Annotated in this window: 15 protein-coding genes; 12 read left to right on the top strand and 3 right to left on the bottom strand. The window is 38.1% G+C overall.

The genetic code is table 11. The annotated features are described in order from the left end of the window. The first annotated feature begins 7 nt into the window (after positions 1-7). The 11 genes from AC0UMU_RS08685 to AC0UMU_RS08635 all read left to right on the top strand — a co-directional run bounded on the left by AC0UMU_RS08685 (position 8) and on the right by AC0UMU_RS08635 (position 16623). Entirely contained in the window at positions 8-721 is a 714-nt protein-coding gene (locus AC0UMU_RS08685) for an SGNH/GDSL hydrolase family protein (protein WP_195595924.1), read from the top strand. 11 nt (positions 722-732) lie between these two features. Next, the gene (locus AC0UMU_RS08680; RefSeq protein WP_288641241.1) at positions 733-2682 is read left to right on the top strand and encodes a heparinase II/III domain-containing protein; all 1950 of its coding nucleotides are present in this window, start codon (positions 733-735) and stop codon (positions 2680-2682) included. A gap of 6 nt (positions 2683-2688) precedes the next feature. Next, the gene (locus AC0UMU_RS08675) at positions 2689-4677 is read left to right on the top strand and encodes a glycoside hydrolase family 2 protein (RefSeq protein ID WP_288641239.1); all 1989 of its coding nucleotides are present in this window, start codon (positions 2689-2691) and stop codon (positions 4675-4677) included. Positions 4678-4689: 12 nt separating this feature from the next. After that, a complete protein-coding gene (locus tag AC0UMU_RS08670; protein WP_288641238.1) occupies positions 4690-6273 on the top strand; it encodes a glycoside hydrolase in 1584 nt (527 codons plus the stop codon). Between the two features lie 8 nt (positions 6274-6281). Then, complete coding sequence (locus tag AC0UMU_RS08665) at positions 6282-8036, top strand: hypothetical protein (RefSeq protein WP_031258632.1); 1755 nt, start codon at positions 6282-6284, stop codon at positions 8034-8036. A 12-nt stretch (positions 8037-8048) separates the two neighbouring features. Beyond that, a complete protein-coding gene (locus tag AC0UMU_RS08660) occupies positions 8049-9575 on the top strand; it encodes a sulfatase (protein WP_288641236.1) in 1527 nt (508 codons plus the stop codon). Between the two features lie 19 nt (positions 9576-9594). Next, positions 9595-10707, top strand: coding sequence for a glycoside hydrolase family 88/105 protein (locus tag AC0UMU_RS08655; RefSeq protein WP_278715843.1), 1113 nt, complete (start codon positions 9595-9597; stop codon positions 10705-10707). Further along, entirely contained in the window at positions 10704-12650 is a 1947-nt protein-coding gene (locus AC0UMU_RS08650) for a glycoside hydrolase family 30 protein (RefSeq protein WP_278715840.1), read from the top strand. The genes AC0UMU_RS08655 and AC0UMU_RS08650 overlap by 4 nt, the downstream gene beginning before the upstream one ends. Before the next feature lie 10 nt (positions 12651-12660). Next, positions 12661-14400 carry a class I mannose-6-phosphate isomerase gene (locus tag AC0UMU_RS08645; protein WP_278715838.1) on the top strand — a complete coding sequence of 580 codons (1740 nt, stop codon included), beginning with the start codon at positions 12661-12663 and terminating at the stop codon, positions 14398-14400. 10 nt (positions 14401-14410) lie between these two features. Continuing rightward, a complete protein-coding gene (locus tag AC0UMU_RS08640) occupies positions 14411-15514 on the top strand; it encodes an ROK family protein (RefSeq protein ID WP_278715836.1) in 1104 nt (367 codons plus the stop codon). A 104-nt stretch (positions 15515-15618) separates the two neighbouring features. Next, positions 15619-16623, top strand: coding sequence for a 2-hydroxyacid dehydrogenase (locus tag AC0UMU_RS08635; protein ID WP_009316691.1), 1005 nt, complete (start codon positions 15619-15621; stop codon positions 16621-16623). A gap of 9 nt (positions 16624-16632) precedes the next feature. Here AC0UMU_RS08635 and AC0UMU_RS08630 read toward each other — a convergent pair whose 3' ends face one another. The 3 genes from AC0UMU_RS08630 to AC0UMU_RS08620 form a co-directional block, all read right to left on the bottom strand. Continuing rightward, on the bottom strand, positions 16633-17097 hold the full coding sequence (locus tag AC0UMU_RS08630) for a TspO/MBR family protein (RefSeq protein WP_009316692.1): 465 nt from the start codon (positions 17095-17097) through the stop codon (positions 16633-16635). Positions 17098-17323: 226 nt separating this feature from the next. Continuing rightward, entirely contained in the window at positions 17324-17986 is a 663-nt protein-coding gene (gene ung / locus AC0UMU_RS08625; protein ID WP_009316693.1) for a uracil-DNA glycosylase, read from the bottom strand. Between the two features lie 184 nt (positions 17987-18170). Beyond that, positions 18171-19244: a choloylglycine hydrolase family protein gene (locus AC0UMU_RS08620; protein ID WP_288641233.1), complete on the bottom strand. Its 1074-nt coding sequence runs from the start codon at positions 19242-19244 to the stop codon at positions 18171-18173. Positions 19245-19494: 250 nt separating this feature from the next. Here AC0UMU_RS08620 and AC0UMU_RS08615 point away from each other — a divergent pair, with 250 nt between their 5' ends. Next, a complete protein-coding gene (locus tag AC0UMU_RS08615; RefSeq protein ID WP_278582769.1) occupies positions 19495-21774 on the top strand; it encodes an outer membrane beta-barrel family protein in 2280 nt (759 codons plus the stop codon). Positions 21775-21983 lie beyond the last annotated feature (209 nt).

The following is a 21983-nucleotide window of genomic DNA, read 5'->3' as shown; positions in this document are numbered from 1 at the left end:
TCTCTTTATGCTTATTAAAAGATTCGTATCGGTAGTATTTGGTGTCTGTATAGTTTGTGTTGTAAATGCCCAATCGGCAACAGGAAGCTATGTTAATAATTTGAGAAATGAGTTAGTAAAGACATGGCCGCATAACCGGACGATAAATATTGTATTTCATGGTCATAGTGTTCCGTCCGGTTATGCCAATACTCCTGTGGTGAATACTTTAGGTGCTTATCCGCATTTGACCCTTCATGCAATAAAAGAGCATTATCCTTATGCCGTAGTGAACGTGATTACGACTTCTATCGGGGGAGAACAATCGGAACAAGGTGAAAAACGATTTAAAAAAGAGGTATTGACTCACCGTCCGGATTTGTTATTTATTGATTATGCATTGAATGACAGGAGTATAGGGTTAGAACGATCATTAAAGGCTTGGGAAAAGATGATTAAACAGGCTTTGAAACAAGACATAAAGATTGTTCTGATGACTCCGACACCGGATCTTACTGAAAATATTTTGGATGAGAATACTCCATTAGCCAAGCATGCCCGGCAAATACGTGATTTGGCATCGAAATATCATTTGGGGTTGGTCGATAGTTATGCTATGTTCAAAGATTTGGCTAAGGAAGGGAAAGATCTTCGGGAATACATGAGTCAGTCGAATCATCCTAATGCAGAAGGGCATAAGGTCGTATTAAAGGCAATTGAGAAATGGTTTGTTTCACGGTAGGAAAGAAATATATGAGAATAGGAAATTATATTAAAATAGGAACTTTCATTATTATCGGAATATTTGTTTTCCCATACGTTTTGTGTGCACAGAACGGTTACTATTTTTTTTCGGATTCGGATAAGGTTGCCATTCGAAATTCTGCAAATACTTTATGGGGCAGTGTAATTGTAGAATCGATGAAAGAAAAAGTAAAAGAACGCCGTTCTCATAAAATGGAAGTTCCTTTGTTAGAAGGGGGGCATCTTCATGATTATTTTTGCCCGGTACATAATCTTTCTTTTAGTTTTGAATGGGATAAACCGAATGAACATTATTGTTCTGCATGTAAGAAATATTGGAAAAGAAACAAACGCTATGATTGGGCGTGGATAAATAAGGTCCACGCGGAGAATCTACAATATCTGGAGAATTGTACTTATTTGTATTTGGCGACGGGAGATACGGTCTATGCAACTTATATCCGTGATATGTTACTTGATTATGCATACAAATATCCCACTTATTTCGAGCATAATACAAATCGTGTGGCAACCGGCTTAAATAGTGGTAAACTGTTCGGACAAAGTCTCGATGAGTCAGTTTGGGCGAGTGATGCTGCCCGGGCTTATTCGGTTGCAAAGGAGATAATGTCCTCCGGTGAGATAAAGAGAATAGAAACCGGCTATCTGAGACCTTGTACCGAGTTGTTGCTTAAACGTCGGGGTGGAGGAAATTGGCAGGTATGGCATAATAGCGGATTGATTGCTTTAGGAGTTGCTTTGGAAGATGATAAAATAGTCGATATTGCACTGAATGACAAACAATGCGGATATCATGCCTTAATGGAAAAACATGTACATGATGATGGCTGGTGGAATGAAGGTTCTCCGACATATCATTATTACCCTTTAAGAGCTATGATGCTATCTGCCGAAGCGTTGCGTTGTCGAAATATAAATTTGTATGATCGTAAGTTGTTGGATATGTTGGCTTCTCCGGCGCAGGGTGTATATGCCGATCTTTCTTTTCCGGCGCATAATGACGGTTGGTATGGAGAATCTCTTTTGGCGCAGACTAAATTGTATGAATTGGCTTATGCAAGGTCTCATAATCCGTTATTCCGTAATATATTGGAGCGTTGTTATTGTTTTGTCAACCGAACTTCCGCTGAGGCTTTATTCAATCCGGTATCAATGGAGCAAAAAGGAAAACCCGAGTATGGAAAGAGTACCTATTTTAAGGATCTCGGGGTTGGTGTTTTAAGATATCAAGATAAAACAGTCGTTTTAAAATATGGACCGTATGGTGGTGGACATGGGCATCCGGATAAGCTATCCATATCTATTCACAACGGGAAACGTGAAATTTTACCCGATTTGGGAACGTCGGCTTATGGCGTACCTGATTTTACAACTTGGTATCGGAAATCTTTAGCGCATAATACGGTTACGGTCGATGGTAAAGATCAAGCTCCGGTTACAGGGAAATTGGTTCGTTTTTTACCGTCTTCATCCGGAGGTACAATTGAAGCAGAAGTGGATAGTGCGTATAATGGTGTAAAGATGAGACGTTGTGTGACGCTTAAAAAAAATCGGTTGTCGGATGATTTTGTTTGCGAGTCGTCGAGATCTCATGTTTATGATTATGTATTGTTGTTTACAGAACCTTTGGACCTTCCTCAGGTAGGGAAAGAAATAGCCATAACAGATGCTCCTGTATATGAAAAAATCCAGAATATGAAACGGTGTATTGTCCGAGGAAAATTTACTATACAGACATCTGATGCAGAGATACGAATCGAGCCTGGTTGTGATGAAATAGAACTTTATACCGGGGTAGCACCCGGAATACCCCCCACGAATCCCGGAGTTATAACGAAAAATCATAGTGAGCAACGAGAAACACAACCTTGCTATCCTTTAATTATCAGAGTAAAAGGTGAGAAAATGAATATACAAACAATTTGGAATTTAAAATAGAAAAGTATGAAAAACATAATTATAAAATATAGTATCGTCTTTTTTAGCTTTTTATTTCTTATATCGGGAAGCCTTTTTGCTCGTGAGGAAATGTCTCTTTGCGGAGTATGGAAATTTGCATTAGAACGAGATTATAAATCTTATGATTCTTGGACAGAAGGTTTTGAATTCGGTCGGGATGTAACAGTCCCTCATACGTGGAATGTAGAAGATAAAACGGAACGTATATTCGGAAAAGCTTGGTATGAAAAGCGAACGATTGTTCCGGAGAATTGGAAGGGTAAACATGTCCGCCTTTGTTTTGATGCGGTATATAGAGATGTTGTTGTTTGGGTCAATGGAAAACAAGCGGGTACACATTCGGGATCAGGATTTACGGAATTTTCTTTTGACATATCTCGTTTACTAAAATATGGGAAAGAAAATCGAATAACAGTGTCTGTCGATAACTCTTTTTCTGAACATGCTCTGCCTTATAAAGCCAAATTCGATTGGCCGAATGATGGGGGCATTATTCGGCCGGTAAAACTTTTAGCTTTGGAAAAACCTGCAGTACGCTCTGCGTTTGTTCGTTACGATATAGATTTTAGTAATAGTTCCGCAGATATGGATATAGAGGTGAGAAGTTGGAATCCTGAGATAAAGGAGCTTTCTTATGACGTAATTATCAAAGAATGGAAATCGCAGAATACTATTTTTGAAAAGACATTTGAGGCCAGTATAAAAAATGGCATATCCCGATTGAATTTTAGATTGGATAGTGTTAAATTGTGGCATTTCGATACTCCTCATTTATATACACTGGAGATAAAAAGCGTGCAGAAAGGTAGAGTATCAGATTCATATACAACACGTTTCGGAATAAGAAAAGTCGAGATTAAGGGAGATACGCTTCTTTTGAATAACGAACCTGTTCGGCTTCCGGGAATAGAATATATGCCCGGCAGTTATCCTGAGTTCGGTATGGCAGAACCGTTGTGGGTTATGGAAAAGGCTGTGGAACAAATAAAAGACTTGAATTGTGTCCTTACCCGTTGTCATTGGCAATATGATAAACGCTATTTCGATTTGTTGGATGAAAAGGGAATATTGGTCCAGGAAGAAATTCCCTGGTGGCAGGCTCCGGGGAATTTGACTCCGGAATTAGAAGATTTAGCAAAAAAACAGATCGATGAAATGATAGAGCGGGATTTTAATCATCCGTCGATAATTTCATGGGGAGTAAGTAACGAAGTATTTTATAATACGGATAAAGATATTTACCGGAGGTTGATTCGCCATGCCAAGGATTATAATTCGGGACGGTTTGTGACGGTGGTTTCAAATGAGATATTTGATCGCCTTGAGAATGACGAGTCTCTTTTAGGTGATATTCCTACATGGAATGATTATACGGGGACTTGGCATGGTAAGAGCAGGGAGGAGACTCCCGATAAATTGGCATTGATTAACAATCGTGCTTTAAAAGGACGTCCGTTATTGATTACAGAACACGGATTGTGTGAGCCGCGTTTTGTGGGGGCAGATGCTCGTCGTGTCGTAGAAATGACTTATCATTATGACCAATGGGCTAAAAATAAGTTTATTATCGGAGTGATTTATTTTTCATTAAACGATTATCGCACTCATGTCGGAGAAGCCGGTTTCGGACGATATAAATCGCGGGTACATGGACTGTCTTCGATGTGGTTTGATAAAAAGCCTTCATTTCAAGTCTATAAAGGATTAGCAGCCCCTATATATGTGGAAAATTTGCATATACGAGCTTCTGGGAAAGAGGCCCAGGTTGTTTTAAAAGTAAAAGACGATCTGCCTTCCTATACTTTAAGAAAATATACAGTATGCTGGAAGACCGTTACTGGTATGAAAAAATTGGAGTTACCCGATCTGAAACCGGGAGAACGATATACTTTCGAGATTGACGGGTTAGATCCTTTATCTCGTCCCGATGTGAAAATTTTCAGACCGACAGGGTATTTAGTTACGGAGTATTAAAATGTAGGTAGTATGAAAAGATCGTTGTTATTTATTCTTCTTTGCAGTTTGTTCACATTTGCTTTTTCAAAAGAGAATACTGTTGTCGTATTCCCTAATGAAGTGCATCAGACAATTCACAGTTTCGGTGCTTCTGATTGTTGGCGTACCCAATATATCGGGAAAAATTGGCCTTTAGAAAAAAGAAATGCCATTGCCGATTATCTGTTCAGTACCGATTTTGATGACAAAGGAAATCCCCGTGGGATAGGATTAACGCTTTGGCGTTTTAATATAGGTTCGGGAAGCCATGAGGCTGGAGAAAGAGGTGGCGTAGCGTCGGAATGGCGTAGAACCGAATGTTTTTTAGATTCTTTGGGAAATTGGGACTGGTCAAAACAAGAAGGACAAAGATGGTTTTTGCAAGCTGCCCGGGAGAGAAAAGTGCCTTATACCTTAGGTTTTTCTATTTCGGCACCTGTATTTATGTCGAAAAATGGAATGGCGCGGGCTAGTGAGCCTACACCTTATGCTAATTTGAGACCTGATAAATATGTCGATTATGCTCATTTTATGGCTGTCGTTTGCGAAAAATTGGGGCTTGACTATTTGAGTCCTATTAATGAACCTCAATGGAATTGGATTCATGCAGGTCAGGAAGGTATGCAAATGACTAATGAAGAGTGTTGCCGTTTGATCCGGTGTCTGGATAAAGAATTGAAAAAAATAAATGGGAATACTCGTGTAGTTTTTGGAGAAGCAGGTTGTATTAATTATTTATATGAACGGGTGAAAGATAATCCGTTGAGAAGTAATCAAATAGAAGAAATATTTGCTACCGATGGAAAATATAGCATATCTGGACTGCAAAATGTCGCTCCTATTGTTTCGGGACATTCTTATTGGTCAACATGGTCGTTAGATTCATTAATCAGTTGGAGAAAACGATTGAATCGTAAAATAAAAACGGATTTACCCGGTACAGCTTATTGGCAGACCGAATATTGCCCTATGGAGAAAAATGATGATAATCCGTATGGCGGTGGAAAACGAGATATAGGGATGAATACGGCCTTATATGTAGCGCGTGTTATTCATAGTGATCTAGTTTATGCGAATGCGGCTTCTTGGCAGTTTTGGACTGCTTTTTCGGAATGGGATTATAAAGACGGTCTGATTTATATCGATGACGGAAAGTCGCCTCAAGGAGCTAATTCGCTTGATAATCCGTTAGTAGAATCTTGTAAATATGACGGAGTGTACAGAACGTCAAAACTAATGTGGGCTTTAGGAAATTACAGTCTGTTTGTCCGTCCCGGTATGCAGAGAATTTCTGTGAATTTGCAAGGAGTTTCGGATGAAGAATCGGTGCGATCGCTGATGGTGTCTGCTTATAAAGATCCGATTTCTGGTAAAATGGTTTTGGTTTTTATCAATTTCGCTCAGGATGAAAATATTGTGAATATTCAGTTCAAAGGAAATAAGAAGGTTGCTTCTGTAAAATATAAACAGTATATTACTTCTGAAGAGTGTGATTTATCATATAAAGGTAATGTCGGAAATAAGGTCGTTATTCCTGCTCGATCGTTAGTGACTTTAGTATCCGAAATGAAATAAGTTATATTATGAATAGGTTAAGTGCTTGTATTGTAATGAGCATAGGTTTGTTCTTTTGGGGAATAAACAGCGTGTCGCATGCTCAAATGAAGAGTGTAAAAGAGTCTTGTATCGCATCGTTTCGGATGCCGTTACCCCCTCCCGGTTTTAAACCGAAACTGGAGGATTTGAATGGTGACGGGAAGCCGGAGGCTATCTATTCTATGACAGGTGATAGTGTTCCTATTCTTTGGATCGATGATGACCGAGATATGAAATGGACGGACATCGAAGGCGATATGGATAATGACTGTTTGTTGATAGACCGAAATAAAGATGGCATATATGGCGGTGACGGAGATTTGGTAATCGATTGGGTTGATAGCGATAATGATGGAAAAGCCGATCTGCAGATTGTGATGGATTATCCGGCCGTGCATGCTACAGAAGTATGGCCGAATGGGCATGTGATGATTTTGTTAGATACGGATAAAGACAATATTTTTAATTATATTGATTGGAATACTTATCAAATAAAAAGCTGGAATAAAAGCGGACGAGCAGCGTTCTATACGGATTATAGCGGACAATCTGCATTTACCAAAATGCATGTGGCTACCTATAATATGGGGGATTTAAGACTTAATTGGGAGAATCCCTTTTTGTTTTATGATCCGGATAAAGATGGCCTTTCGGAGATTGCCGTTCGTTTGTTGGATTCCCCGAGTACTAAGGATGAGAAAGCGTCTTGGAATGATTATGTAAATATGCAGTTGGAAGGAGTAATCGATTGGGTGTCCATTTCTGTAGATTTGGATAATGATAATGCTCCGGGAAATGATTTCGATTTCGATTTTACTTTAGGTCTTCGAGGAGGCGGATTTGATTATATGGATCAGGTTCATGTATTTAAGAATATGAGAGGTTTGCCCGAAGCTGATAAATTTTTTATGGATCCGCGTTGGCGTCAAATGGATGAATTGATTTATCCTGATCATAAAAATGCATTCGATCTGATTTTCAATAGAGGAAAATGGGAAAGCGCTCATTTCGTTTATGATGAAGATGATGATTGTCATCGTTGGGAGCGTGTTGAGTTTTATGAAGCCCGTGATCCTTTCAAGGTAGGGGCGGGAAATGGAGGATTAGACCATAATACACAGGCTGATGCGGCCGGAGACCGAGGGGAATGGGATATGGACTGTTCGGGAAAAGGCAATTTATATATTAGTCCTTTAGATGGTCGTTTACATTTATATGGAGCTGAATGGGGGTGCTGGCGTGTAGATCAGAATACGGAATATTATCAAGGTTGGGATCGTCTTTGGATCAATAAAAATCCTAAAAAGTTCGCAACGGTAAAATATACAGATAAAAACGGTAATGGATTTCTGGATTATGTAGAATACGATATGGATGGTGACGGGAAGTTCGAGACTGTATTTGATTTGAAAGCTTTAGGAATTGATGATAGAGCTAAACTGATCGATGTTTCGTCGTTTACATACAGAGATTATACTAAAATGATGAAACGTATGTCGGACGGAATATGGGAACGTGCACAAACAGCCGTACGTGTAGCACACAAATACGGGTTGAATACCTCTTGGTATGCATGGTGGATAGAAGCACTTTCGATGCGTGAAAAATATCATCGCGGATATTGGCTGCAATATTATCTGTTTCAAGATTTGATGAATTACGGTCTTCGCACAGGAGATAAAGACCTGCAACAAAAATTGGTTGTTGCTTATTGTAGCGGGAATTGGAAAAGTTTGCTTTAAAAATCTGGTTTTATGAAATATCCGGTTTCTTCTTCTGCGTTATTTCCGGTGGCGGGATTGTTATTTTTTCCGCTTACGGCTCAAACCCAGACTCGTCCGAATGTCGTGTTCATAGTTGTGGATGATTATGGATGGGCAGATGTCGGGTACAATGGAAGCCGTTTTTATGAAACTCCCAATATAGACAAACTTGCTGCAGACGGAGTGATTTTTACGGACGGATATGCCGCAGCTCCGGTAAGTTCTCCTGCAAGGGTAAGTATAATGACAGGTAAGAATCCCGCACGAACGGGGATCACCGATTGGATTCCGGGTTATCAATATGGCCTGGATAAACAGAAACTGAGCAAATATAAAATGTTGTCTCCTGAGATGCCGTTGAATATGCCGCTTGAGGAAGTTACTATCGGAGAAGCATTAAGGGAACAAGGGTATAAAACATTTTATGTCGGGAAATGGCATTGTGCTGAAGATTCTTTATTCTATCCTCAATATCAAGGTTTTGATGTGAATATCGGGGGATGGTTAATGGGAAAACCTAACGGGGATGTCCGGAAGAAAGGAGGACGGGGAGCATATTTCTCTCCCTATCATAATCCGATGTTATCGGACGGTCCGGATGGAGAGTACCTTACGGATCGTTTAGGAGATGAATGTTTGAAACTAATGGATTCGGCAGGAAGATCACCTTTCTTTCTTTTCTTGTCGTTTTATGCAGTGCATACTCCGATAGAGGCGAAACCTGAGGTTACGAAATATTTCGAGAAGAAGGCTCGGAAAATGGGTTTGGATACGATCTCACCTTTTACGACAAATAAAGATTGGATACGGAATACTCCATATAGAGCTTGGCATTGGAAAGAACGTACGATACAGAGTGATGCCGAATATGCTGCATTGATATGGAGTATGGATGAAAATGTGGGGAAAGTTTTAGATTATTTAAAAAAAGAGGGCTTATATGATAATACGGTCGTTTGCTTAGTTTCTGACAATGGTGGTTTATCTACAGCTGAAGGTTCTCCTACTTCTAATTTCCCGTTACGGGGAGGAAAAGGCTGGCTGTATGAAGGCGGGATACGGGTACCCTATATTATTAAGACTCCTTATATGAAAGGTTCGGCTGGGATTTGTAAAACTCCAGTTTCTTCTACGGATTTTTATCCTACTATACTGGAGCTTACCGGAGCGACTTTGAAACCCTACCAGCATAAAGATGGAGTAAGTCTTGTACCTTTATTGAAAGGGAATACGGTCTTTGATCGGGGAGCTATTTATTTTCATTATCCTCATTATGGAGGTAAAGGTGATTCTCCGGCAGGAGCTATACGTAAAGGAGATTATAAGTTAATATGGTTTTATGAGGATGATCATATAGAATTATATAATCTTAAAATGGATATTTCTGAAAAGGAAAATTTGGCGGAAACTCAAAAGGAGAGAGCTTTGTCTTTACAGAAAGAACTGCAGGAATGGTTGTGCTCATGTGCTGCAAAAATGCCTGTATATAATCCGGATTATAAGGAAATAAAATATTGAAATGAAATATAATTGAGTTATGAGACTGAGATATGTATGCTTATTATTCTGCATCTTTTTTGTAGGGTATATGAAAGCTGGAAATACGAAAATTTCTCCCGATTCATTAATGAGTGTAATGAAACGTGTTGCCGATTGGCAAATAGCGGATTATCCTCGGCATTTACATAAATGGACGCATACCCCTGTAATGTGGACTAACGGAGTAATGTATATCGGAATGGCGGAATGGGCTTCATTGAGGAAAGACGACTCTTATTTTGAATGGTTGAAGAAAATTGCTGCAAAAGAACGGTGGCATCCGGCAAAGGGTATGTATTTTGCTGATGATATTTGTGTGTCGCAGCTTTATTGTCAGTTATATGAAAAATATAAAGATCCGGTAATGCTTCAACCTACAGAAGCCCGTTTGGAGTGGGTAATGAATCATCCTTCAAAGGCAGAACTGACTTATGAGTCTCCGCATTCCCATGATCGTTGGTGCTGGTGTGATGCTTTGTTTATGGCTCCTACCGTATATGCACGTATGGGAAAGATTACAGGTGACATACGGTATTGGAATTTTATGGAAAAAGAGTTTTGGGAAACCGTAGAGCTTCTATATGACCGCAAAGAGAATCTTTTTTATAGAGATACCCGTTATTTGTCAATGCGTGAAAAGAATGGAGCTCCAGTTTTTTGGGGACGAGGTAATGGTTGGGTAGCGGGGGCTCTGGCCGTAATTATAGACCAATTACCGGAAAATTATCCGACACGATTAAAGTATATAACTTTATATCAGCAGCTTATGAAACGTGTTGCCGGATTACAGGATGATGAAGGATATTGGCATGCCAGTATGCTTGATACAGAAACATACCGAATGCCTGAAACAAGTTCTACGGCCTTTTTTGTATATGGTTTGGCTTGGGGAATTCGTCGTGGATATCTGCCTGAAAAGAAATATTTTCCTATAATGGAAAAAGGGTGGAGTGCCCTTGTGCGGGCAGTACATCCGGATGGGAAATTAGGTTGGGTGCAGGCCATCGGATCTGATCCTCAAAGAGTATCGGCAGATATGACAGAAGTATATGGCACGGGGGCTTTTCTATTGGCTGGTACTGAAATTTATAGAATGGTTATGGAGAAATGAGACGATATTTAATTTTTTTATTGTTCGTTGCTGGGATTTCCGGAATATCTGCTCAGACTGTAATTCGAATAGATAGGGGAAGTTCCGGATTGGAATTTGAAGGTATTGGTGCTGTAAGTGCGGGTGCTTCGTCACGTCTGCTTATTGATTATCCTGAACCGTACAGATCTGATATATTGGATTTTTTATTTAAACCTCATTTTGGAGCTTCGTTACAACATTTTAAATTTGAACTTGGAGGAGATATAAATTCTACTTGTGGAACAGAACCTTCTCATGCACGTACGAGGCAGGAGATGCAGAATCCGGTCCGGTTTTATTTTGAAAGAGGCTACGAATGGTGGTTGGCACGGGAGGCTTTGAAAAGAAACCGAAATATGATTTTTGATATATTGCAGTGGGGGGCTCCGGGGTGGTTTGACGGAGGTTTTTATTCTATGGACAATGCAGAGTATTTAGCATCGTATATAAAGGGAATGAAGCGTTATCATAATATCGATATAGCTTATTGCGGATTGTGGAATGAAAAACATATACCTGATTTATCCCGCAATTATGCCGTAAATATTTTACGTCCGGTTTTAGATAAAAACGGGTTGAAAAAAGTAAAGATAGTCGGTAATGATATGTATTGCTCTTCACCTGAACATCATGAGCCGTGGAGTTATGCGAGAGAGTTATTGAATGATTCGATTCTGAAAGAAAATATAGATATCCTGGGGTATCATTATTTGAATGTCGATGCTACACAGGACGTGAAATCATTAGATATGCCTGTTTGGGAAAGTGAGGCATCTATTTTGTCTGGAAACTGGAAAGATGCTCTTACTTTTGCGCGAAATACGAATCGCAATTATATCCGGAGTCGTGCGGTCAAGACATTGATATGGTGTCCTGTAGATGCATATTTCCCTAATGTGAGTTGGAATGGGGTAGGAGCTATGGAAGCCCGTATGCCGTGGTGCGGTTATTATGATGTGCGTCCGGCTATTTGGGCGATAGCTCATACGACGCAGTTTGCAGATCCGGGATGGCGTTATTTAGATGATGCTTGTGGTGAAACCGATACGGGATTGTCATATGTTACTTTAAAGCATCCGAGAAAAGAATTGTATAGTATGATTATCGTAACCGGAAATAGACCGGATACTCTTGTTCTGGATGTTTCTCTTATTGGTTCAGCAGAATTTTGTTTATGGAAAAGCGATGAAAAAGATCAGTTTATCCGGCAGACATCTGTCCCTGTCAAGGACGGGTGTTTAATTTTGACCCTTGCGCCGAATGCTATTTATTCGTTAACAAATACGGTAGGGCAAAAGAAAGGAAAGGCTATTCATCCTATTCCTGCAAAGTCAGAATTTCCTGCATATTATACAGAGAATTTTGAGTCGTATGAGAAAAATCGTATTACTCCGCGCTGGTTATCTGATCAGGGAGGAGCTTTTGAGGTTGTGAAGTTGCCGGATGGCAACCGAGTATTGCAACAGCAAATAACAGAATCGTTGATTTGTTGGGATCCTTGGGGAAAGAATAATCCGGAACCATATACGCAGGCCGGATCGTCGAACAGTAGTGATTATGTTGTATCTGCCGATTTTAAAATCGGAGAACAAGGGTGTGCTCGGATTTTCGGAGTAGTGTCATGGTTCGAAAGCAATACAGCTCCGCACGGCGTTGGATTAGAGATAACACATAGCGGGGAGTGGAAATTATCTATAAATCAAAAAGTTATAAAAGAGGGAGTTATAGAAATTGATCCTTCTGCATGGAATCATTTTGTTTTGGAATGTGGAATCTCTGAAGTCAGAGCCATAGTCAATAATTGTATATTGGCCGATATCCCGGCTGATCGTAATTATGTAAAAGGTTTTTTTGGAGTCGGATCTGATTGGAATAGAGTATGCTTTGATAATTTGCAGGTAAGGCCATTAAATGTGAATTGAATTTATTTATATGAGAAGGTCAAATTATGATAAATTCCCGGTAACAAATATAACGGGAGAGATATGGGTAGGAATAGAGGATATAATTTCGCAATTGCAGCGTGAAATTGTAAAAAAAGATTTTATATTAGTTGTGGATTGTTATGTCGGAGTTTCTTTGGATAAGTTGTATGAATGTTTAATAAATCTGCATCCTGATTTGTGTATAAATACGGAATGTCTGATGAAACCGGAAAATGAAGTTCGCGATATGACTTATCCGTATGTGACTGATGACGAATTGTTCGGATATAGAACAAGATTAAATATTTCCGATTTTTTTGATCATGAAAAAGTTTCGGCTTTCCGTAAACGGATTTCTTCTGAAAAAGGCATAAAAATTATTCTGGGGTGTGGAGCTTCTTGGATTTGCCCTGATGCTGATTTGTTGGTATATGGAGATATTGCACGTTGGGAGTTGCAACAGCGTTTTCGTCGTCATGAAATAAAAGCGTTAGGTGTGGATGTCCGAAACGAATCACCAGCCCGGCAATACAAGCGAGGGTATTTTTGTGATTGGCAGGTGTGTGATACCCTTAAAAAAAGTATATATGAGAAAGTCTGCTATTGGTTGGATATGAATATTCCACTGACTCCTAAGATGATAAGTAAAGATACTTTTATGCGGGGACTTGCCAAGACGATTGAGGGACCTTTCAGAGTTGTTCCGTTTTTTGATCCGGCCCCTTGGGGAGGTCAGTGGATGAAGGATGTTTGTGATTTAGATAAAAATGCCGATAATTTCGGTTGGTGTTTCGATTGTGTCCCAGAAGAGAATAGCTTGATGTTGCGAGTAAATGGTGTCGATTTTGAAATGCCTTCGGTGAATTTAGTTTATTTGAAAACCTCCGAATTGCTTGGAGAACCGGTTGAAGCTCGTTTCGGACAGGATTTTCCGATACGGTTTGATTTCTTAGATACTATAGGTGGGGGGAATCTCAGTTTACAAGTGCATCCGACAACTCAATATATACGGGATAGATTTAATATTCCTTACACTCAGGATGAAAGCTATTATTTGCTTGATGCCGAAGAGGGGGCATCTGTTTTTTTAGGAGTAAAAACGAATGTCAATAAAGAAAGCATGTTAGCTGATTTAAGAAGCGCCCAATCTGGAGAAACGATTTTTGATCCGCAACCCTATGTCAATTGTTTTCCGGCATTCAAACACGATCATTTTTTGATACCGGGAGGGACAGTACATTGTTCCGGAGCTGGTGCAATGGTTTTGGAGATAAGTTCTACCCCGAGTATATTTACTTTTAAACTGTGGGATTGGAAACGGTTAGGTTTGGATGGTAAACCTCGGCCGATAAATGTGGAACATGGTAGTCATGTAATAAATTGGAAAAGAGATACGGAATATGCTTTGAAATATCTGGTGAATTGTGTGGAGGTTGTTGCGGAGGGTGACGGATGGATAGAGGAAAAGACCGGACTGCATCCAAATGAATTTATTGAAACCCGTCGGCATTGGTTTGAAAGAACGGTAACACATTATACAAGGAATAGTGTCAACGTTTTGAATTTGGTGGAAGGAGATGAGGTTATTATAGAGAGTCCTGATGAACGATTTGAACCGTTTGTGCTTCATTATGCAGAAACGGTCATTGTCCCGGCTTCGGTCGAAACATACACGATAACGCCTTATGGTACAGCTTCGGGAAAACGTTGTGCTACTATAAAAGCTTTTGTTCGGTTAAATGCTTAAATGAAACGGTATGGGATATGTAAATGATAATAGAATAGTAATGACATTGGATGCCGGCGGAACGAATTTTGTTTTTTCGGCGATACAGGCCGGTGAGGAAATAATAGAACCTTTTTCTGTTTCGTCTTGTAGTTATGACCTGAAATCATGCTTGAACAGTTTGTCAAGTGGTTTCCGAAAAGTATGTTCTTTGTTGCCTCAAGATCCGGTTGCAATCAGCTTTGCTTTTCCCGGTCCTGCGGATTATGAAAATGGAGTAATCGGAGATTTGCCGAATTTCCCTTCTTTCAGGGGAGGTGTAGCACTAAAAGCTTTTCTTGAAGAAAAGTTTTGTATACCGGTGTATATTAACAACGATGGAAATTTGTTTGCATATGGAGAAGCGCTTGCCGGAGCATTGCCTTATGTAAATAGTTGTTTGGAGTCTGTGGGGAGTAATCGGCGTTATAAAAATTTATTAGGTATTACTTTCGGTACGGGGTTTGGAGCAGGAGTTGTGATAGATAAGGTCTTGCTATCGGGAGATAACGGTTGCGGTGGTGATGTATGGCTTGCTCGCAATGGTTGTTATCCGAACATGATAGCGGAGGAGAGTGTCAGTATTCGTGCTGTAAAACGGGTGTATGAACAGTTTGCCGGATTAGAGGATTCAGATTTGACTCCAAAAGATATTTTTGAAATAGCGGACGGAAAGATGGATGGTAATAAAAATGCCGCAGTGAAAAGTTTTCAGGAATTTGGTAAAGTTGCGGGAATGACTATTGCCGGAGCTTTGAATATAGTGGACGGAATTGTCGTTTTGGGAGGAGGAATTACAGGGGCGGTAAACTATTTTATGCCATCTTTGCTGGAGGAGTTGCGAGGAAATCTTTTCTCTTTTTCCGGAGATAGTTTCCCTGTTTTGCAAATGGATGTTTTTGACCTTTCGAACCAACAAGAGTTCGATTCTTTTTTATCGGATGAAGATGGGCTTATAAAAGTTCCTGATTCGGATAAATATGTTCCATATCGCAAAATCAAGAAAACAGGGATACTAGTATCGTCTTTAGGGACTAGTAAAGCTATTGCATTAGGTGCATATACATTTGCTCTGACACAACTTGACAAGAGTTAATATATCTGTTTGCATAATTTAGTAGGATATAAAGAGTTTCTTTGGGAATAGTTTCTATCTTTACAAATAGGAAGTAGTAATGAACTTTTATATAATTATATCCTATGTCCTCAATCGTTTTTTTCGGGGCAAAGCCCTATGATATAGCATCATTTGATGCAGCGAATAAGAATTTCGGGTTCGAAATTAAATATTATAAGGGAAACCTTAACATGGATAACTTGATATTGGCGAGGGGAGTCGATGTCGTTTGTATTTTTGTGAATGATAATGCTGATGCAGGAGTGGTCAAGGCTTTATCTGAAAACGGAACTAAATTATTAGCCTTGCGATGTGCGGGATATAATAATGTCGATTTAAAAGCTGCTCGGGAATATGGAATGAAGGTTGTAAGAGTTCCGGCTTATTCACCTCATGCCGTAGCTGAATATACATTAGCTTTAATGCTCACTTTGAATAGAAAGATACATCGGGCTTCGTGGCGTACCCGTGACGGTAATTTTTCTTTGCACGGATTGATGGGATTCGATATGTATAATAAGACTGCCGGAATTATCGGAACCGGAAAAATCGCTAAAATTTTGATTCGCATTTTGAGGGGATTCGGTATGAATGTTTTAGGATACGATCTGTATCCGGACAAAAAGTTTGCCGATGAGGTAGGAATGACCTATACTTCGTTGAATAAGCTGTATGCTGATTCGGATATAATCTCATTACATTGTCCGCTTACACCGGAAACAGATCACATGATTGATAAAAACGCCATATCTAAGATGAAAAAGGGGGTTATGGTTATTAATACTGGACGAGGCCGCTTGATCGATACGAACGATTTGATAGACGGGTTGAAAGAAAAAATTATTGGTTCTGCCGCATTGGATGTATATGAGGAAGAAAGCAATTATTTTTATATGGATCGTTCGGATTATATTATTGATGATGATGTGCTTGCCCGGTTGCTTTCATTTAATAATGTCATCGTAACTTCTCATCAAGCTTTTTTTACTCAAGAAGCTATGGCAAATATTGCAAACACGACGCTGCAGAATATTCGTGATTTTCGGACTGGATCAGAGTTACAAAATGAAGTTAAGACCGAGTTTTGATATTCGATTTTAATTGCATATCAGAATATAAAGATTTAAATAAGTTGCATAAGTTACCCACAGTATATACGGAATGAATAAAATTGAGCTGATTTTATTTATTCCGTAACTTTTTACACTATACACAATTATTAAGAATTCGAGCAGAATAATATTTATGAATCCGAGTAATGGATTTTGCATATAGAAGAAAAAAATACTCCATGTGAAATTAAAAATTAATTGCAGTATAAAGAGTCGTATCAGTGATTTTCGTCCGTAATGGGAGGAATTGAGTATAAGACCTAAAGAGATACCCATGCAGAGATAAAGTATAGCCCATGCGATCGGAAAGACCATATTAGGAGGTGTCAGGCTTGGTTTATTTAAGTAGGGATACCAGTTTAAAATAGAACTTTCTTGAATCTGTCCGGCTATAAATCCAATTAAGAAACAACACAGAATGGGTATAATAAATTTGTAAGCTTTTTTCATATATCGATAGATTTTGTTGATATAATAACACTTGTCCGTATTCTTTTGTTGAATCAAATTGAAACTAAGAACCTGTATAGATTTTGCATGGATCAGTTTTGAGAGTCTTTTTCGAGAATGTTTTTCTGTTTTTGTTCATCGGATATTTCGTTGTTTCCTTTGTAAAATAAGAAAATATACTCAAAAGTTTTCTGGAAATATCAAAGGTCGGATATGATCTAAAAAACTACCATTCGATTTCTGATATTCCTTTACTCTTAAAATATTGATTAGCTTTACTGAAATGTTTGCATCCGAAAAATCCTCGGTCTGCAGACAAAGGAGAGGGATGTGCGGCTGTTAAAACACAGTGTCGGTTACGGTCGATAAATGCACCTTTTCTCTGGGCATAAGAGCCCCAAAGCATAAAAACGATGTTTTCTTTCTCATCGTTTAGTATTTTAATGACAGCGTCGGTAAATTCTTCCCACCCCTTTCCTCTATGTGATCCGGCTTGATGAGCCCTGACCGTAAGAATAGCATTGATGAGTAATACTCCTTGATCGGCCCACCGTTCTAAACGCCCGGATTTAGGCATAGGTTTACCCAAGTCGTTTTCGATTTCTTTGAATATGTTAAGAAGAGAGGGTGGAAAGGGAACTCCATCGAGTACGGAAAAACAGAGCCCGTAATATTGTCCCGGTTCATGATATGGATCTTGGCCGATAATGACTACCTTTACCTTGTCGAAAGGGCAGGTGTTAAATGCGTGAAAGATAAATTTCCCAGGAGGATAAATCGTATGTTTAGAATATTCTTCTTTTACAAAATTTGTCAGATTATAGAAATATGGTTTGTCAAATTCTGGTTGTAGTCGTCTTTTCCAACTGTCTCCTATATTTACTTCCATGTATTCGATATTTTTGAAATCAGGTTTTAAATATAGTCAAATTCGATATATATTTTAAATTTATTATACGAAAACTTGTTCTAATTAAATGTGTCTTATAATTGAGAAAGTTTCAGGTTAACTATTAAAAGGGTTAATGGGGCAGTCCTTTACGGAAGTGCCCCATTGTTTTATAATTAGCCTTTTATTTGAACTGTAGATTTTCGATAGGCTGTTTAAGTGTTTGGTCTAATGGATGTGATTGGTAAGAAATTGTATTGAAATTTATATCTTTAAGATCGATACAGCGAATATTGTTATTGTAAGCGGTTTTGTAATATACTTTCTTTTGTGTCAGGTCGATGGCGGAAGTCCATTGTGTTGCACTGGGAATATTCGGAGCTTTTCCTGATGCAAATTCAACACCGATAGGAATATCGAAGTTATTAAGGATGTGAAAACATTGTAGTATCGTTTCGTCTGATGTATTTTGCTGGGGAGCTGTAGCTTTGTAAAAGGCTATCCTGACGAAACGGGAAGGAGGGGTAATGTCTCCAGGTATACCCAAGAAACCGGAGCCCGCACCGAACGGAAATATCGTGACATTTCCGATCTTTTGAACAGGAGCATTGCCCGGGAAAAGGTTGACGTAATTATTCAGATTGGTAACCTGCCATTTAAAGTCAGGGGAGTTTGTCAATACACCTACTTGGTTTTCGTAAAAACAAGGTTTCCCGTTTTCAAATTCAAGCACGACTTGTCTGCCGGAAGCTTCTCCTATACGCCAATGTACAGTTGAAGATGCCCCCTCTTTATCTAAGGAAACGATCCGTACTTGTTCAATGGCTTTTTTTACTTCATCGATAGTCGAAAAATTGGATAATATCCATGAGACGAATTGTAAATCGGATAATGTACGGCTGTTTTGTTTCTGGTCATATTCTGGATACTTTCCGTAATGAGGGAAATAAAATAGTCCGGCTGATAAGCCGGCTTCATTTAGACCTTCGGCAATAAATTCTTTTTGGATGATTGCAAGTCCGACTACGCCATATTTGGATTTAAATTTTAACCCGTTTATACCCGTTGGAGTATATGATGTCTGATTTAGATTACGGGGTATAATTACATATTCACTTGGTAAAAAGCTATCTCCCCACTCGATGGTTCGAGCTTGTACATATCCGCCGTCTTTGGCAAAAAAGGAAATTCCTGTACAGGCAAGAGCAGATGAAAGCCCGATGAGGAATAATGCAAAAGTTAAATAAAGTATTTTCATAATTCTTATGTGTTTATATATTAAAAACATTTATTTCGCTGATATGTTTTGGGAAAATTGAAAAAATAAAGATGATATCCTGAATGTTGATAATTATACCATATTTTTATCATTTTGAAAACTTACTTAGAAAAATAGTAATTTTTTTCTAAGTAGGATATGTTTTATACCTCTTTAATTTTAAAACATTCTTATAATTTTGTTTTTCATGTTTATTTATTATGATTTAAGTGCAATGTTGGTATAAATAATGGTCAGAAGGTTAACTGTATTTTTGTTATTTGTATTTGTTTTTATTAGAGTAATTGAAGCACAGTCGATTATTGGAACATTGGTGGATGATGATACGCAACAACCGATAGAGGGGGCGACTATTCTTTTGCAAGCGGCAGATTCTGCTTATATAGGAACGTCGGTGTCAGGTACAGACGGAGTATTTATTTTAAATAATTATGTGAAAGAGTATTGTTTGGTAATACAGCATTTTTCGTACCAGACAAAACGGGTACTAAATAAAGGGATGATTGTAGATACTATTCGACTTATTCCGAAAGATTATGTTTTAGATGAAATTGTAATAAAGTCGGGACGTCCTTTTGTAAGAGTTAAGGATGGACATTTGGAGTATAATTTATCTGTTTTTCCGGGGAGTAGAATGGCTACTAATGCTTATGAAGCATTAGTAAAACTTCCGGGAATACAGGAGAACAAAGGCGTATTAGCATTGGCCGGAGCTGAAAAACTGACTATAATCTTAAATGGAAAACCCTCAACAATGAATGTTGGGCAGATAGAGACTTTTTTACGTAATACTCCGGTGAATCGTGTAGAAAAAGTTGAGGTAATGTATAGTGCTCCCCCCGAGTATCATGTAAAAGGAGCAGTGTTAAATGTAGTCATGAAACGTTCTGATAATTATTTTTTTCAGGGAGAAATTTGTGGTGATTATAAAAATCAATATTTCAATAGCGGTGGAATGAATGGAAATTTTCGTTTATCTATATCTAAAGCGATTTTAGATGTAATGTATAGTGCGGAAAATAACAAAAGTATGGAATATATGGATCTCTATTCTAAGCATACTTTGTTAGGGCAGATATATAATATTGAACAGAATGAACAACTTCGTAGTAAATATTGGAATCATAATTTAAGAACTGCGTTTGAGTATGATTTTAATGAGGAAAGTCATGTCAGTATATCATATACAGGCAATTATGTCCCTTTTCGACATAATAATAGTTTGACAACCGGAAATTATCAAATTGGGAATGTAGATAAATATATAAATACGAGGATGCATAATGTGACAGTGCGGTATAAGTCAGAATTTGGTCTTGATATAGGAGGAGACTATACTTATTATCATTCTGATAATAATCAGAATTTGAGAGCAAATTTTCAGAATGGAGAACAAGATTATTTTGACATGAAAAGCGGACAAAGGGTTGATCGGTATTCTATTTATGCAGATCAGAAACATCGGTTAACAAGGAATTGGGAACTTGGTTATGGCGCTTCTTTTCAATTTGTTAGAGATAAAGATTTTCAAATTTACAATCAGGTCGTAGGAGATATTTATACTCAAAATACGAGCTCTGATTTGAAAGAAACAACAACAAATTTTTATGTATCGATGAATAAGAAAAGTAAGACCGGAGCTTCATTTTTTGTTTCTGCTACAGGAGAGTATTATACGATAAGTAATTATCATAAATGGGCTATATATCCTCAAGCTTCGTTTTCATATTCTAGAAGCTTGAGTCATATGTTTCAATTATCTCTATCTACTAATAAAACTTATCCGAGTTATTGGAATATGCAATCTTCCGTTAATCATTTGAATGGATATACCGAATTGCACGGGACTCCGGGACTAAAGCCTATGACGGCTTATTGTTTGAATGGAAATTATGTTTTGAAACAAAAATATATATTTGGCATGTTTTTCGTACACTCTTCTGATTATTTTACACAAACGGCTTATCAATCGACAAAACGTCTTGTATTGATTTACAAAAATACTAATTGGAATTATATGAGATTATGGGGCATGAATGTAATACTTCCATTCAAATCTGGAAATTGGCTGGATTCTCATTTTACTCTTACAACTATGCAAATGCGTCAACGTTGTGATAATTTTTTTGATATTCCTTTTGATCGAAAAAAATGGATATTTAATGCTGTGTTGGATAATACATTCAAAGTGAGTCGGGAACTGTCTTTTGAATTAATAGGGAATGTGCAAACGCCGGTTATACAAGGAACATTTGATATTGGAATGTGTTATGATCTTGCGATTGGGATGAAATGGAGTTTTGCGAAAGATAAAATCACTTTGTCAGTTCGTTGTAATGATATATTTAATACAGGAGTTCCGAAAATGAAAGTCCGATTTGCAGGTCAATATTTAAATATGAATGGGGACTATTATTCAAGATCTGTTACAATACATTTAGCATATCGTTTTGGAGGTTATAAGAAAAGAGGAATAAAGAGTGTCGATACTTCGAGATTCGGATTTTAAACTTTTGGATGAAAAGTTATATTATTTGATTTTATAAGGAAAAAGAATATTTTTAAATAATGATAAAAATATTACAATATAAATTAATATTTAGGTTGTAATCTAAGTAAATTTAGGGTATAAAAAAGAGAGCTACAAGATATAACTCTCTTTTTCGGGATATTCAGTAAATGTCCCTAAAAATCAAGATGGCATATGAAGATGATAGA

Source organism: Coprobacter fastidiosus (genome assembly GCF_982245605.1).
The sequence above is the reverse complement of the archived record's forward strand: the minus strand, read 5'-3'. Positions and strand labels throughout refer to the sequence as shown.

Bases quoted from the DNA above. Each gene is read 5' to 3' on its own strand.
- AC0UMU_RS08630 (WP_009316692.1), bottom strand. From the start codon at position 17,097: ATGAAAAAAGCTTACAAATTTATTATACCCATTCTGTGTTGTTTCTTA.
- AC0UMU_RS08640 (WP_278715836.1), top strand. From the start codon at position 14,411: ATGGGATATGTAAATGATAATAGAATAGTAATGACATTGGATGCCGGC.
- AC0UMU_RS08660 (WP_288641236.1), top strand. From the start codon at position 8,049: ATGAAATATCCGGTTTCTTCTTCTGCGTTATTTCCGGTGGCGGGATTG.
- AC0UMU_RS08685 (WP_195595924.1), top strand. From the start codon at position 8: ATGCTTATTAAAAGATTCGTATCGGTAGTATTTGGTGTCTGTATAGTT.
- AC0UMU_RS08615 (WP_278582769.1), top strand. From the start codon at position 19,495: ATGGTCAGAAGGTTAACTGTATTTTTGTTATTTGTATTTGTTTTTATT.
- AC0UMU_RS08670 (WP_288641238.1), top strand. From the start codon at position 4,690: ATGAAAAGATCGTTGTTATTTATTCTTCTTTGCAGTTTGTTCACATTT.
- AC0UMU_RS08665 (WP_031258632.1), top strand. From the start codon at position 6,282: ATGAATAGGTTAAGTGCTTGTATTGTAATGAGCATAGGTTTGTTCTTT.
- AC0UMU_RS08645 (WP_278715838.1), top strand. From the start codon at position 12,661: ATGAGAAGGTCAAATTATGATAAATTCCCGGTAACAAATATAACGGGA.
- AC0UMU_RS08675 (WP_288641239.1), top strand. From the start codon at position 2,689: ATGAAAAACATAATTATAAAATATAGTATCGTCTTTTTTAGCTTTTTA.
- AC0UMU_RS08620 (WP_288641233.1), bottom strand. From the start codon at position 19,244: ATGAAAATACTTTATTTAACTTTTGCATTATTCCTCATCGGGCTTTCA.
- ung (WP_009316693.1), bottom strand. From the start codon at position 17,986: ATGGAAGTAAATATAGGAGACAGTTGGAAAAGACGACTACAACCAGAA.
- AC0UMU_RS08655 (WP_278715843.1), top strand. From the start codon at position 9,595: ATGAGACTGAGATATGTATGCTTATTATTCTGCATCTTTTTTGTAGGG.
- AC0UMU_RS08650 (WP_278715840.1), top strand. From the start codon at position 10,704: ATGAGACGATATTTAATTTTTTTATTGTTCGTTGCTGGGATTTCCGGA.
- AC0UMU_RS08680 (WP_288641241.1), top strand. From the start codon at position 733: ATGAGAATAGGAAATTATATTAAAATAGGAACTTTCATTATTATCGGA.
- AC0UMU_RS08635 (WP_009316691.1), top strand. From the start codon at position 15,619: ATGTCCTCAATCGTTTTTTTCGGGGCAAAGCCCTATGATATAGCATCA.